General features: G+C 57.1%; 12 protein-coding genes. 4 read left to right on the forward strand and 8 right to left on the reverse strand.

Annotation, left to right across the window (positions count from 1 at the left end):
- Window positions 1-28: 28 nt before the first annotated feature.
- Genes H281_RS0128360 through H281_RS0128375 form a run of 5 tightly spaced genes read right to left on the reverse strand, consistent with a single transcriptional unit; the run spans window position 29 to window position 5,026 of the window.
- Window positions 29-1,162 (reverse strand): ABC transporter substrate-binding protein, encoded by a 1,134-nt coding sequence (locus H281_RS0128360; protein ID WP_020070529.1) that lies wholly within the window; start codon window positions 1,160-1,162, stop codon window positions 29-31.
- A gap of 41 nt (window positions 1,163-1,203) precedes the next feature.
- Window positions 1,204-1,998, reverse strand: a complete 795-nt coding sequence (locus H281_RS0128365) for an enoyl-CoA hydratase/isomerase family protein (RefSeq protein ID WP_020070530.1) — start codon at window positions 1,996-1,998, stop codon at window positions 1,204-1,206.
- Between the two features lie 12 nt (window positions 1,999-2,010).
- Complete coding sequence (locus H281_RS37685; RefSeq protein WP_084690193.1) at window positions 2,011-2,337, reverse strand: Zn-ribbon domain-containing OB-fold protein; 327 nt, start codon at window positions 2,335-2,337, stop codon at window positions 2,011-2,013.
- Window positions 2,338-3,498, reverse strand: a complete 1,161-nt coding sequence (locus H281_RS0128370; RefSeq protein WP_020070531.1) for a thiolase C-terminal domain-containing protein — start codon at window positions 3,496-3,498, stop codon at window positions 2,338-2,340.
- Window positions 3,491-5,026 carry an AMP-binding protein gene (locus tag H281_RS0128375; RefSeq protein ID WP_020070532.1) on the reverse strand — a complete coding sequence of 512 codons (1,536 nt, stop codon included), beginning with the start codon at window positions 5,024-5,026 and terminating at the stop codon, window positions 3,491-3,493. The genes H281_RS0128370 and H281_RS0128375 overlap by 8 nt, the downstream gene beginning before the upstream one ends.
- 427 nt (window positions 5,027-5,453) lie before the next feature.
- On the opposite strand from H281_RS0128375, the gene H281_RS0128380 reads away from it, so the two are divergent.
- On the forward strand, window positions 5,454-6,110 hold the full coding sequence (locus H281_RS0128380) for a TetR/AcrR family transcriptional regulator (RefSeq protein WP_020070533.1): 657 nt from the start codon (window positions 5,454-5,456) through the stop codon (window positions 6,108-6,110).
- A gap of 111 nt (window positions 6,111-6,221) precedes the next feature.
- On the opposite strand, the gene H281_RS0128385 is transcribed toward H281_RS0128380, so the two are convergent.
- A complete protein-coding gene (locus H281_RS0128385; RefSeq protein WP_020070534.1) occupies window positions 6,222-7,073 on the reverse strand; it encodes a 3-hydroxybutyryl-CoA dehydrogenase in 852 nt (283 codons plus the stop codon).
- A 761-nt stretch (window positions 7,074-7,834) separates the two neighbouring features.
- Between H281_RS0128385 and H281_RS0128390 the strand changes: the two genes are divergently transcribed.
- Together H281_RS0128390 and H281_RS0128395 are read left to right on the forward strand one after the other, a co-directional pair.
- The gene (locus H281_RS0128390; RefSeq protein ID WP_020070535.1) at window positions 7,835-9,409 is read left to right on the forward strand and encodes a 4-hydroxyphenylacetate 3-hydroxylase family protein; all 1,575 of its coding nucleotides are present in this window, start codon (window positions 7,835-7,837) and stop codon (window positions 9,407-9,409) included.
- Between the two features lie 41 nt (window positions 9,410-9,450).
- Window positions 9,451-11,397, forward strand: a complete 1,947-nt coding sequence (locus H281_RS0128395) for an AMP-binding protein (protein ID WP_020070536.1) — start codon at window positions 9,451-9,453, stop codon at window positions 11,395-11,397.
- 38 nt (window positions 11,398-11,435) lie between these two features.
- On the opposite strand, the gene H281_RS0128400 is transcribed toward H281_RS0128395, so the two are convergent.
- Window positions 11,436-11,966: an isochorismatase family protein gene (locus tag H281_RS0128400; RefSeq protein ID WP_020070537.1), complete on the reverse strand. Its 531-nt coding sequence runs from the start codon at window positions 11,964-11,966 to the stop codon at window positions 11,436-11,438.
- 502 nt (window positions 11,967-12,468) lie between these two features.
- Window positions 12,469-13,344 (reverse strand): oxidoreductase, encoded by an 876-nt coding sequence (locus H281_RS0128405; RefSeq protein ID WP_020070538.1) that lies wholly within the window; start codon window positions 13,342-13,344, stop codon window positions 12,469-12,471.
- Window positions 13,345-13,521: 177 nt separating this feature from the next.
- Between H281_RS0128405 and H281_RS37690 the strand changes: the two genes are divergently transcribed.
- Window positions 13,522-13,869 (forward strand): MerR family transcriptional regulator, encoded by a 348-nt coding sequence (locus H281_RS37690; RefSeq protein WP_027805027.1) that lies wholly within the window; start codon window positions 13,522-13,524, stop codon window positions 13,867-13,869.
- Window positions 13,870-14,070 lie beyond the last annotated feature (201 nt).

The raw sequence follows: 14,070 nt of genomic DNA on the forward strand, positions 1-14,070 counted from the left end.
GCCCTCAAAAGCTTGATGTCAGTCCTGTTCACTTCAGGCGCACAACCACTCCGTTTCTCCACACACCAAGGAAAACGTCGTTGGCGGAAAGGCATTCGTGATTTGTCGCGCTGAACGGATGCGATGGAGCCGCGGAGACGGCCTTGAGACCGTCAGTGCGCTCGATTGCGTCGCGAACGGCGGCTGCCGCAGGTCTGTCACCAGCTTTCTCGATCGCCTTGAATACAATCTGTCCGGCATCGTAGCCCAATGCAGCCACCACGGGCCAACGATAGTCTTTTCCGTACTCTTTCTTCATTCGCGAGTCAAATGTCTGGGCGGCCGGCGCGCTCAGGTCCAGCGCCTGCCCCATCACAGTTCCTTCGATATCTTTCGGGCCCACGATCTCCACGACCTTCTGTGACGAGAGCCCCCAGTTTCCCGCGACCACGGGCTTGTACGCGAGCCGGGCCATGGGTCTGAATGGAAGTTCAAACGACTCATGGAAATCCAGCAGAAGTTGCACGCCAGCGTCATGCATCTTCATCATCTGCGGAGTGAGATCGGCAACGCCTGGCGCGGCCGCCTCCACTGCCGCAAGCGAGCTGCCACGCTGCTTCAACCCATCCTCAATCGCCTTCGCCGCGAAAATGCCATAACCAGTTGTCGAATGTATAAGTCCAATCCGACTGTAATTTTTTGCTGCCCACTCCAGTATCTTGTCGATCTGATACTTCTCGACCATCGAGCACCGGAAAACAAAACTTGGCTGTTGGTTGGCGAAATCGCTCGTGAGATTTGACGCAATTGCCGGACCGATCATCAGCGGAACCTTCATCCGCTGGAAAATTGGCGCCATGGCGGTCGCATTGCCGCTACTCACAGTGCCAACGGCAGCTACGACGTTGTCGCTCTGAATAAGGCGCTGTGCAAGTGAGACTGCTCGTTGCGGATTGGCTTCGTCGTCGTACACGACCAGCTTGATGGGGGTTTTCGCGCCAGACGCCTGGTGATCCTTTAACGCGAGCTTTAGCCCCTGCAGATACGATTCGCCGAAGTCGACGATAGCTGGGGGACCGCTCAACCCCTCAATTACACCCACGCTGACCTGCGCCAGAGCATACGACGAAACGCTTGCTAGGCTTCCCAACATAAATAGTTGTACTAACTTCCTGAGTTTCACGGCTTTGGTCTCCTGTCGCCTATACTCTTTTATCTGAAGCCTTATTTGCCTTTGAAATTCGCGGGGCGGCGCTCACGAAATGACGTGGTTCCCTCGACGAGATCCTCTGTCATTCCGAAGTCATAGAAAGAGCGGGACTCCAGACGCAGTGCCTCGTCCATCGGCATGCCAATCGCGCGCTTCATCACTTCCTTTGCGAAGCGATGCGAGAGTGGTGAGCGGCTGGCAAGCATCTGTGCATAGCGCATCGTTTCCTCAAGCAGACTCTCAGCTGGGACAATGCGGTTAACCAGTCCGATCCGGTAAGCGTGCTCCGCATTCAGCCGCTCCCCAGACAGAATAATTTCCATTGCGTGTCCGAGCCCCACGATCTGGGGCAGGCGGATCAGACCACCGTCGCACGCGTGGAACCCCCACTTCGCATCCTGGAGAGCGAATTCGGCGTTGGGCGAACAAAAACGGAGATCAGCGGCCAGCGCCAGTTCGAAACCGCCCGAAATCGCGAAACCGTTGACCGCAGCGACTACCGGTTTGAATATGTCCATGTTGCGCGTGATCCCTGCAAAACCGGGGCCATTGGTGTACTTCCGACGGAAGTCAGGCGCTGGGCTGCGCGCGAAGTTTACCGTGTACGTTTTAAGATCGGCCCCAGCGCAAAATGCCTTTTCGCCCGCGCCCGTCACCACGGCAACATATGCATCGTCGTCATCGTTGAAGGATTCGAACGCTCCAACGAGTTCATCGTTAGCCTCGAAATTGAGCGAGTTCATACGCTCGGCGCGATTGATAATGATCAGACGGACGTGTCCGTGCGATTCGTAGAGAATGTCAGCCATGAGACTTACTTCCTAGGTGAGTGAAAAGTAATAAGTTGATTCGTCTGCGGCAGTTGCCATAACGGTCGCACCAACCGTAGCCCTTTCAATCGCGGAAATCCGCCCGGTGATGCGAAGACCATCATGCAAATCAACTACGCATACGGTGTAAGGCGCTTCGTCGCGAAAACGGAGCGGAGGTCGCCGAACCGTCGTCCACGCGGCGAGTGTTCCGTTACCTGAAATATCTTGCGGATGTAAATCCCTGCTCAGGCATCTCGCACATAGTGTTGCGGTCGGAAGATCCAGCCCGCCGCAGTTCGCGCACCGCACCACCCGAATGTTGAGGACGTTGTCCATTTACGTGCCCCTCCGCAGAATACTTACGGTGCAGGCGACTCCCGTCCCTCCGAGGTTGTGAGTAAGGCCTACGTGTGCCCCCTCTACCTGGTTGGGGTGTTCGCCTCGCAACTGGCGAACCACTTCGTAGACCTGTCCCACCCCCGTCGCGCCTACCGGATGCCCCTTCGAGAGCAATCCACCACTGGCGTTAATCGTCACTTCGCCGCCAAGTCCGGTGCGCCCATCCTGCGCCCAGACACCTCCTTTTCCTCGAGGCACAATGCCAAGATCTTCGCTGTCGACGATCTCGGCAATCGAGAAGCAGTCGTGCAGTTCGACGACATCTACGTCTTGCGGTGTAAGGCCCGTAGCAGCATATGCGAGCTTCGCCGCCTGGACGGTTGCGTCGAAGGAGCACATGTCGGGGTGGCCAGCGATGCGAGCCGCACCGCGTGTTTGAGCGCTGAAAAGTACGTCTACAGGACTTTGAGATGAGCTTGACTTCATCGATTTCGCTGTGAGAACGAGTGCTGCGGCGCCGTCGCTCGGGGGGCAACAATCAAAGAGCCGCAGCGGGTCACAAATCTCGGTAGACTCCTCAATTTCGTTGTCGGTGAGTTTGCGGCCCATCTGCGCCAAAGTGTTTGTCACGCCGAACTGCTTATTCTTCTTCACGACTGCGGACACCTGTCCACGCGTGGTGCCGTAGCGCTGAGCGTGCGCAACCCACGCAAGGCCGAACAGACCTGGAAAGGTCAAACCGGTCGTACCGTCGTTCTCATTGTCCATGGCACAGTTCAACGCCGAGGTCACCTCCACGGTCGAAGCGTGCATCATCTTTTCAACACCGACCACCAGAACGGCATCGCAAAGGCCACTTGCGACCGCGAGCCAGGCATGTCTGAATGCGATGCCGCCTGACGCGCAGGCGCCTTCGACCTTGGTACAAGGGATATTCGGTAGACCCAGGCTATCCGCCACTATTCCGGCCAGGACTTCTTTTCCGTTGAGCGGTCCGCTGACGAAATTACCAAGATATAGCGCGCCAATCCGCTCCCGATCGACTCCCGAGTCGACGATTGCCTGAGCTGCAGCGTCCACTGCAAGAACTTCGATAGGAAGGTCCCGGTGCTTTCCGAAGACGGTGGAGCCAATTCCTGTAATGACGACATCACGCATCGAATTTTTCCTTGGATGTTAGAAGTTTGCGCAATTCTGTCTTTAGCACCTTGCCGTAGCTATTCTTGGGCAATGCGTCGACCATGCGGTATTCTCTGGGTCGTTTGAATCGCGCGATCCGCGTCAGACACGCCTGATCCAGGTCCTCGGCAGTGACCGAAGCTCCCTCGCGCAACACGACAAACGCAACCGGCACCTCGCCCCACTCCGGATCGCTGCGGCCTACAACGCAGCATTCGAGCACTGCTGGATTGTCAAGAACCACATCCTCGATTTCGCGCGGATATATGTTTGTTCCTCCACTAATCATCACGTCCTTCGACCGATCGATTAGCGTCAGCAGTCCGAACTCATCAAAGAAGCCTACGTCACCGGTGTGTAACCAGCCATCGCGTAAAGCGCTTTCGGTTGCCAAACGGTTTTCCCAGTAGCCGGACATGACAACCGGGCTGGAAACGACAATCTGGCCCGCCTCACCGACCGGCACATCTGAATCGGCCTCGTCAACGACACGGATTCGAACGCCAGTACGTGGATATCCGCAAGATGCCAAGACCTTCGCGCGTCGCGACACCGGGGTCTGAATATGGGCTTCCCGGGGAAGACCAGCGATGGTCATTGGACACTCACCTTGGCCATACAGCTGGAAGAGCCTGGGGCCGAATGTTTCGAGACATGCCTCGAGGTCGTGGACGTACATCGGGCCTCCACCGTAGATGATCGTCTCGAGGTTTCCGCCGGCGCCTTTTCCTGCAACAGCAGCTCGCTGTAGGCGCATAAGCATCGTCGGGGCCGCGAACATCGAAACTCGAGGCATGACGTTCAAGATAGTTAGGATCTCTTCGACGTCGAATCCCTGAAGAACGACCTGATGGCCTCCCGCGCAAAGGTGGGGAATGGCGTAAAGCCCGGAAGCGTGAGATAGCGGTGCGGCGTGCAGTTGTGTGTCTCCGACCAGCACACGGCCAACGTCTGCGTGATATGCCATCGACATAAAAAGGAGCGCTTGATGAGAAATCGCCGCGCCCTTTGGTTTACCAGTCGTGCCGCTGGTATAAAAGATCCAGGCGGTGTCCCACGGAGCTACGTCGCAACAAGGAAGCCTTAAACCAACCAGCAACGACTGATACTCGTCACCGCCCAAAATCAAAATCGGTGCGGGCGCGGACTGAGAGGGCAACGCTGACAGGAGCGCAGTGGCGTGCGAATCTGACGTCGCAATCAATCGGGAACCACTGTCTTTCGCGATATGCGCCACTTCCCTAGGGTGAAGCTTTGCATTCACCGGAACGACGCACAGTCCGGCGTTCCAGGCGGCGAACATTAATTCAAGATATTCAGCGCAGTTCTCCGAGTAGATGAGAACCCGGTCATTCTTTGCTAGGGAGTATCGTGACAGCAACGCAGTCGACAGGCACTGCACATGGTCAACCAGCTGGGCAAAATTGAGCTTCATGTCGCCGCAAGTGACGGCGGGGTTGGCCAAGACGCTGCGCGATCGAGTCAACAGGCAATGCGCGATATTCACGAAGTCTCCTTTCCGATCTAACCTTGTTGGCGCAGTAAACGCGTCACCGCCGAGCCGCTCGAGTTCAAATCAAGCTGCACGACGCTTGGCTAAAAGTGCATGTCGAATATAGTAGACCGATTGACTATGAAATGCATGCGAGGGAAAACCCTCCCGGCCCCTTGAGGCGACTACTCGGAAAACGCGACGTGCGGTTCGGCCCGCGCGTGCGATAACTGCTCGCACGCAGTCCCCGGAATCGACTGGCCTTTTCTCCGCCCGGCTCGCTTACTACCGCAGGCCTATCTGTATCCACTCAACGGAGATCGAACGTTGCGCACCAGCTGCCTCTGTGACGCGGAGGCGCCCTTAGCTAACTCCATTCTCTAGACTACCGGTCTAGTATAATTTGCGTTGTGGCATTGAGCGTAAATGGGGACAAAGCAAGATGAATTCTGAAGTGACGAAGGCGAGAATCCCGCGGCGGCCGAGAGCCACTCGCGCGCTCGATAGGGAGCATGCCCGAGATCGGCTAATCCGACGAGGCGTTGAGTTACTGGCCGAGCATAGTTTCGATGGCACTGGCCTGGATGTCATCACAAGCGGCCATGGGATTCCCAAGGGATCCTTCTACTATCACTTTGCGAGCAAGCAGGCCTACGCTGAAGAAGTGATCGACGCATACGCAGCGTACTTCGACGCGCGTTTTGACAGGCTGTTTGGGGACGAGACGCAGAGTCCCCTAAACCAGTTGCGAGATTACATTAAAGACGGCGCCGACGGCATGGCCAGGCACGACTGGCGGCGGGGATGTCTGGTCGGGAATCTAGCGCAAGAGCTGGGCGCACATAACGAGGCATTCCGCAGCAAGCTGAACGCGGTGCTTGATTCCTGGCAATTGCGGATTTCTGATTGCCTTAAGCGCGCGGTGGCGGCTGGAGAATTGGACCCCACCTCGGATATCGACAGTCTGGCGCGCTTTTTTTGGATTGGCTGGGAAGGCTCCTTGATGCGTGCGAAGCTAACTCGTAGCGACGAACCTCTGCGCTGCTTCGCCAACAACTACTTCCGGTTACTTGGACACCCTCAACGAGTTGACAGTTAACGGACGTGCACTACGCGGAGACCTGGTGCCATTCTCCGGTTATCTGACCAGTCTTAAACGTCGCGAGCAGACGTTTGGGAAAGGTGATCGCGTACCCGATCCGAAAAACAGTCAGGAATACGAGTAGACACCCTGCTTGGATTTGCGCCCAAGACGTCCAGCGGCCACCATTTCCCGCAGAAGCGGAGAAGCGCGGTATTTCTGGTCTCCGAGATCGTTTGTTAGGACGTCCATTACTGAAAGACAGACGTCAAGGCCAATCAAATCCGCGAGTCCGAGCGGACCAATAGGATGGTTCGCTCCGAGCTTCAGACCAGCGTCAATCTCCGCCGCGCTCGCGACACCCTCGGCAAGAACGAAGAACGCCTCGTTAATCATCGGCACCAGAATTCTGTTGACGACAAACCCCGGTGAGTTGTTTACAGAGATTGGCGTCTTGTTGAGGTCGCGCGCGAACTGCTCCACCGAATTCGCGACATCCTCTGCTGTTTGAAGGCCACGAATCACTTCAACAAGGGGTAGCAAGGGAACTGGATTGAAGAAGTGCATCCCGACGAAACGTGACGGGTCGTCAAGCGTTGCGGCCATCTCGGTGATTGAAATCGAAGAAGTATTCGATGCGATGATTGCACCGGACGAGACGACGGCCTCCACTTTCTTAAGAATGTCCCGCTTCAACGCGACGTTTTCCGTAGCAGCCTCAATGACGAGTTCGGCGTCCCGAAGGCTCGCGTAGTCCATGGATCTTTCAATCCGCGCGAGCGCGGCTTCAGACAGCGCCGGCTCAAGAATGCCCTTCGAGGTCAATCGTTGAAGGCTCGTGACCATTGTCGCAAAACCGCTTGCCAGCGCAGCTTGCGACACGTCTATCAGGACCACATCAATGCCCGCCAAGGCGACTGTTTGCGCGATACCGTTGCCCATAGTTCCCGCACCGATGATACCTACCCGCTTTAAAGTCATTGTGTTTAAGCTCCAGAAATATTCGCCGTGATACACCTATGTGCGTTGCCGAGCCTCAATGCGCTCCAAGACTATCTCCAATTCGACTGAACAGAACTCGGTCAACTCCTTCCAGAACGTCCTGATCCGAGGGGCATTTTCAAGGACCAGCAACTAGGAGAGTACGCAGAGGATGCCGTCGTTTCTGCACGTACAACTGCTTTGCACGCGCTCCAATGAGTTACGCCGATTCGAAGGACCCCAGCGTTTCTTGTAACCTTTCATTCCGAATGTCGTTCAATTTGGATATCAGGCCATGCGGCCACATCCCGTCGAATAAAAGCACCCGAGGTTCTGATAGCGAGGATCGGTCGCGAATTCATAGTGGGCCTTTGCTGAGAGTTGCGCGCTGATGGCATACGGGGGTTGTTCCGGCGCTCCAGCGATTCAGCGAAAAGCGATCTATAGGACCGCTCGTTGGCGGCGAGATCGAATCGATTCGCATCAGACGTGGACCCGCTTGCTTCGCAAGCTCCCGAATACTGGCGTGGTCAAGTCCACGCGCCTCGAACACCTCACGAACGTCGCGTAAGGATTTGCGCGCACTTAGCGTCGCCGCTACGTCCAGCCAGTCGGGCCGCTAATGTTGACGATCTCCTCCGCCCTGGTTCATCTGAACCTCCATTTTCCACACATCGTGACATACCGTCAAACGCTTGACAATCAATTGAACGCCGTTTAATTTCCTAGCATAATGTTCAATAACCGCATTGGAGCGCCCCATGCTGATGTCTGCCCAGGAATATGAAGAATCCCTCCGCGCCTATCGCCCAAAGGTTTTCGTTGACGGTCGCCGCGTCGAGTCAGTGGTAGACGAACCTGTTTTCCGTCCGGGTGTCAACGCGGTGGGATTGACTTACGACTATGCGCTGCGCGAGGAATACGCACCGATCATGACCGCCTCCCAAGCAAGCAGCGGCAAGATCGTCAACCGTCTTTTGCACATCAATACCAGTAGTGGAGACCTCCTCAACAAGCTGGAAGCCGTGCGCCTGGTCTGTCAGGAGACGGGTTGTGCACAGCGCTACTTGACACACGATGCGCTGAATGCAATTCACCAGGTTTCCGCGCGGATTGATGACGCCAAAGGAACAACAGAACATCGGGACCGTTTCGCCGCCTATTTGCATGACATCCAGGATCGCGACCTTACACTTGGTGTTGCGATGACGGACGCCAAAGGTGATCGCAGCAAACGTCCCCATCAGCAAGGTAATCCTGATACCTACGTCCACGTCACCCATCGAGACGGCAAAGGCATCCGCATTTCGGGTACAAAGGCTATCGTGACCGGCGCTCCGTACATGCATGAGTTTCTGGTCATGCCGTGTCGAAACATGGGCAAAGAAGACGCTGACTTCGCCGTTTGCTGTGCGGTTCCGGTCGATGCGGAGGGCATTACGATTGTTGCCCGCCCCGCAGGCCGCCCTGGCGAAAAGGCTGCTCTGTTCTCTAACAAATATGGCCAGTCGACCGGTGTCGTGGTGTTCCAGGACGTATTCGTTCCGTGGGATCGCGTTTTCTACGCTGGTGAGTGGGAGCACAGCGGATATATGACGTACAACTATGCGACGCATCACCGCCATAGCTGCATCGGTGCACGCGCGGGCTTTGGCGACCTGCTGATTGGCGCGGGCGCGCTCATGTGCGAGGCCAACGGCTTCGACCCGGGTGAAGAGCATCACCTTCGCGACCAGATGGTCGAGCTTATCAAGATCACCGAAGGCTTCTACGCATGCGGAGTCGCAGCGTCGGTCTACGCGACCCAGGACGCAGCGGCTCAGAGCTTTGTTCCTGACCACGTATTCTCGAACATCGGCAAGCTGCTGCTGGCAACGCAGATCTACGACATGCACAAGATCGCACATTACGTATCGGGTGGCCTCATCGTCGCTTTACCCGGGCCCGATGAGGACCACAACCCGGAGACTGCAGCTACGCTTGCCGATGTACTTCGCGCGAACCCAGATGTTCCTTACCAAAAAAGAATCGAAACTGCGCGCTTCATTGAGGATCTCACCGCTTCCTATCAAGGCGGCTGGTACTCGGTTATCAGCCTGCACGGCGGCGGTTCGCCGGAAGCGATGAAGCGTGAGATCTACCGCAACTACCCGGTCGGCTCGAAGGTCAAGCTCGTCGAGCGACTGATGGAGCGAGGCCTCACCGATGATCCCGATCGAGCAATCACGCGCAATACACAGCCTGGCAAATGTTGCTCTCAGGGTTGTACCGTGCCTGGTGCGCCGGTCATGGTTGACCTTCCGGAACTGCCTTCCAAACGCGAGACCCCGGTTTGAACTCGCATACAGGACAACGGCAGACACTCGAAGGAGACGCCATGAACGAGGGGGAGTTCAGGGAGGACTGGAGGACGGACCCAATGGCATTCTGGGCGCGAGCTGCAAGCTCCGTCGCATGGAGCCGCCCGTGGGATGAAGTGCTGACGCACCAGCCAGGCCAACGTTTTTCCTGGTTCGACGGCGCGTACACGAACGCGAGCTACAACTGCCTCGACCGGCATGTCGAAGCCGGCAGAGGCGAGCAGGTCGCTATCGCATTTGAGAGTCCTGTCACGGGAACGGCACAGACGCTCACTTACGCGTCGCTTCGCGATCAGGTTGCCGGTTTCGCAGGCGTTCTGCAGCTGCAAGGCGTGCGCATGGGAGATGTCGTCGTCATCTATATGCCCGTCATACCGCAAGCGATCATTGCCATGCTAGCCTGCGCCCGGATCGGCGCCACACACTGCGTCGTCTTCGGTGGATTCGCCGCCAGCGAGCTCGCAAAACGTCTGCGCGACACGCTGCCGAGGGTCATTGTGACCGCCTCGTGCGGATTCGAGGTCAAACGACGAATCCCCTACAAGGAGACCGTCGACGAGGCCGTTCTGCAATCTGCGTGGCAAGGACCAGTTATCGTCTATCAGCGAGAACTGGGCAGAGTGGAACTTGCAGAGCGCGACGTCGATTGGGAACGGGCCATGTGCGGGACTTATGGCGTCAGCCCTATCCCTGTGCCGGCCGGCCATCCTCTGTACATCCTCCATACGTCGGGCACGACCGGATCACCGAAGGGAATCCAGCGTGACACCGGTGGATACATGACGGCTCTTCTATGGTCGATGAACAACATCTATCGCAGTCTCCCCGGGGACGTGTTCTGGGCGGCATCAGACATCGGCTGGGTAGTCGGTCACTCGTACATGACATATGGGCCGCTGTTAAACGGTTGTACCACAGTGCTTTTCGAGGGCAAACCCGTCGGCACGCCAGACGCGGCGGCCTTCTGGCGCGTCATTGCGAAGCACCGGGTCAACGTGTTGTTTACTGCCCCCACCGCGCTTCGAGCGATTAAAAAGGAAGACCCTGGTGGCTATCAACTTCGTGAGCCGGTGATGGGTGAACTTCACTGGAGATACGATCTGGGCAGCCTGCGATCTGTCTTCCTCGCGGGGGAACGGTGCGACACAACGACGATCGAGTGGGCCGAGGATCTGTTACACGTCCCTGTCCTCGATCACTGGTGGCAAACGGAGGCGGGCTGGCCCATGGCGGCGTCAACCGCAAAAGGTGCGCTCGGTGGTGAGCGACGACGGGGGGCAGCCGGACGCGCCCTACCGGGATGGGATGTGCGCTGCGTAGATGACCAAGGCGCCGAAGTAGACGCAGGCGCCTCAGGTAACGTTGTTTGTGGGCTCCCGCTGCCGCCGGGTGCAATGACCACCATCTGGAACGCGCACGAGCGGTACGAGCGCTCGTATTTCGGGCGGTTTCCCGGTTGGTATGACACTGGCGACGCTGGCTACGTTGATGCCGATGGCTTCGTCTTCGTGATGGGCCGCACCGATGACGTCATCAACGTTGCCGGCCATCGGCTTTCTACCGGTGCAATCGAGGAGATCGTATCGCGCCTCGATGCAGTTGCTGAATGTGCAGTGGTCGGTATGGCGCATCCGCTGAAAGGCCAGGTTCCGTTGGTCTTTCTGGTCTTGAAAGACGGATCGAAAGATGGCGCAGACGCCGCGGAGACTGCGGCCGTCAAGGTCGTCCGCGAACAACTTGGCGCTGTCGCGTCCATGCAAGCCGCCTTTGTAGTGGAGCGGCTCCCAAAGACGCGTTCGGGAAAAATCCTTCGCCGCTCGCTACTGCAAATCGTTGATGGGAAGGCCGTAGCTATTCCCGCAACGATCGAGGATCCCGGAGTGCTCGTCGACGTAGAGCGAATAGTCAAGGCGCGCGGTATCAAGGGCGAATCGCTGTTCGGCAGCTCCCACGACCCTGAGTGAACCGCCGGAATCAGGGCAACGCGTACGCGCTGCCCTGATCATTTGACCAGTTTCAGCACGCTCCTGAACTTCGGATGGTCGCTGGAACGTAACCATTCGAACGCGAGCATTTCTACACTCGCCGACTCGGCCCCCCTTCTGATCATGCGGTCGATGGCAGCATCTCTATTTGCTGCTGTTCTGGAGCCGACTGCGTCTCGCACCACGGTGACGTCCAGCCCGCGTTCAAGCAAACCGCAGACAGTCTGTAACACGCAGACGTGCGCTTCGCACCCAGCAACGATGACCCGCTTACGGTCGACAGGAAGTGCGTCGATCAGGCCATCGGCACAAGCATCAAAATGTTGCTTGGACAATGTGTTCGAGCAAAGACTCCGGATCTCCGCCACATTGTTGCCGAGGCCAGTGGGATTCTGTTCCGTGCCGATCACAGGGATCTCAAGTATTTGCGCGATCCTGGCCAACTTCCCTGCATTATCGACAACGGCTTCGCGCTGGTCGATCATCGGCATAAGTCGCTCCTGAAGATCAACGAGCACGAGAACCGAGCCCGAGAGCTGATGTATCACAATGAGTTCTCCGGAAATTGGCCCGGATCAGATCCTGCGCTCCTGGATCTGAGACCGGCGCCTCGACGCAGCGTTATAGCATGTTGCCGACGCCTCTCAAGGTACCGCCCTTCAAACGTAGTCAAGCGTATGAGCGAGCTTTCCATAGCGGTCAGACGGCAGCGCGAGTTGGGACGCGACGGCCGTGGTTCAGGCCGGAGCAGTGTCAGCGACGCCGCCGCGGCACGGAACATACTTAAAGCACAACCGTCGCCCGACGGATCCACGCTGATAGGCAACGATTAAACAGCTGACCGCCTCCAAAAATCAATAAGTGTTAGCCGTCGAAGTCAAACTGTCCCCGCAACTTTATCTCGTCCCGTCGATTCAGGTTTGCCGAATACATGAGATCAGTCAACGAACTTCCCAGCATGCGACGGGGCCAGGCATGCGATGAGTTGAGATAGGCAGATGCGAGGGCGATGACCCATCGACAGTTGAGGCGGTTATCCAACCGGCCCAGTTAGAGTGCTTCTCCACGCGCATCTTCATAGTCGACCGCCTCACTGATCTCCTCCCAGACTGTTGCATCGTGGAGTAACTCTACCGCCCTCTGCTTTGCATACTTTACCGCTGCTCGACCCAGAAACAGTCGGAAAGGGCTCTCAGGAGACTCAACTGCCTGCACGATCGCATCTCCTGCGAGAAGCGGATCACCGGGCTGTCTGCCAAAGCTCTCGATGAGTGCGTGCCTGATCGCGCCGACTGTAGGAACGTAGTCTTCGTATCGGGTATCGGGCATCTCGAAATGCGCGTCGCCCGCGGCCTGCCTTACGCGCAGTCCGCTAGGGGCAGCGACAGTAACGCGGATTCCAAGATGTTGAACCTCCTTTTGCAGCGCTTCCGATAGTCCGAGTAATGCCCATTTAGATGCGTTGTAGTAACCAACCGCCGGGAACGCAACGATCCCACCGGCAGAAGCTACATTGACAATATGGCCACTACGCCGCTGGCGCATTTGAGGCAAGACTGTCTTGATCATCGACCCGACGCCGAAGAGGTTGACGTCAAACATGCGTCTGACGTCACGCTCGTCGCTCTCCTCGACCGAGCCGAAGTATCCGATGCCGGCGTTGTTCACCAGCACATCAATTTGGCCGAAGTGCGCCGTCACATCGACGACGACGCGGTCTACGCTCGTGGGATCAGTCACATCCAACGCAAAAGCCCTCGCGGCACCCTCATAGCTCGCGACCAGATCCTTCACGCTGCCAACGTCTCGGGCGGTCACTGCAACGCGGTATCCCCTGCTTGCAACCTGCTTGGCAATTGCACGACCGAGACCGCTTGAGCAACCGGTGATCAGCCATACCTTGTCTGCGCTCCGGACTATTGTCATACGTCACCTTCATAGTGGAAGAATTGCGTTCGATCGCTCCGTTATTACAGTTCTCGAACAGGGAAGAACATTGTGCGAACACGCCGTGCTGTTCGAACAGGTCGGCGACAAGCGCGTCGTCTCAATGACCTTGGCATGGTAAACTCTGACAGCAGTGTGAGAGTCAAGAGGACATCGATGCGGATCAGCCAGCTTTCTAAGCACACAGCTGTGAGCGTGCGCATGCTCCGGTACTACGAGGAAAAGGGCCTTATTCGACCGAAACGCCGCGATTCAGGCTATCGCGAATACGACAACTCGGACCTCCAGCGGGTCCGATGTATTCGAATGCTCAACGCGGGGGGACTCAGCCTTGACAAAATCTTGCGTATCCTGCCATGCGTTCTCACTGAGTCACCCACTTTTGAGCCTTGCCCTGAACTGGGGGCCTTTTTCAGACAAGAGATCGCTGCAATCGACGAGCAGATGAAAGCTCTAAGACAAAGTCGACGCGTACTAAGAGAATATTTGGAAACCCTCGCCTAATTGCCGGCGCTCGCTCTTACACGGTCTGCTTCGTCATTTTTGATGATTGCATCATGCAGCTAGACAAGCCGCGTCGCAGTCAAATCTACCGTCTTGATCGTTTGTATTCAGATAGCCTACTGGCACGGCCGCCCGCTCATCGGGTCTTGGGATGGGTTGTTTAACGACCAGACTGCTCGGACGCAAGTGCGGCCCATGCTG

The sequence above is a fragment of the Paraburkholderia caledonica genome, from assembly GCF_000383275.1.
GTDB classification, from domain to species: Bacteria; Pseudomonadota; Gammaproteobacteria; order Burkholderiales; family Burkholderiaceae; genus Paraburkholderia; species Paraburkholderia caledonica.

Bases quoted from the DNA above. Each gene is read 5' to 3' on its own strand.
- H281_RS0128380 (WP_020070533.1), top strand. From the start codon at position 5,454: ATGAATTCTGAAGTGACGAAGGCGAGAATCCCGCGGCGGCCGAGAGCC.
- H281_RS37685 (WP_084690193.1), bottom strand. From the start codon at position 2,337: ATGGACAACGTCCTCAACATTCGGGTGGTGCGGTGCGCGAACTGCGGC.
- H281_RS0128370 (WP_020070531.1), bottom strand. From the start codon at position 3,498: ATGCGTGATGTCGTCATTACAGGAATTGGCTCCACCGTCTTCGGAAAG.
- H281_RS0128395 (WP_020070536.1), top strand. From the start codon at position 9,451: ATGAACGAGGGGGAGTTCAGGGAGGACTGGAGGACGGACCCAATGGCA.
- H281_RS0128390 (WP_020070535.1), top strand. From the start codon at position 7,835: ATGCTGATGTCTGCCCAGGAATATGAAGAATCCCTCCGCGCCTATCGC.
- H281_RS0128405 (WP_020070538.1), bottom strand. From the start codon at position 13,344: ATGACAATAGTCCGGAGCGCAGACAAGGTATGGCTGATCACCGGTTGC.
- H281_RS0128365 (WP_020070530.1), bottom strand. From the start codon at position 1,998: ATGGCTGACATTCTCTACGAATCGCACGGACACGTCCGTCTGATCATT.
- H281_RS0128385 (WP_020070534.1), bottom strand. From the start codon at position 7,073: ATGACTTTAAAGCGGGTAGGTATCATCGGTGCGGGAACTATGGGCAAC.
- H281_RS37690 (WP_027805027.1), top strand. From the start codon at position 13,522: ATGCGGATCAGCCAGCTTTCTAAGCACACAGCTGTGAGCGTGCGCATG.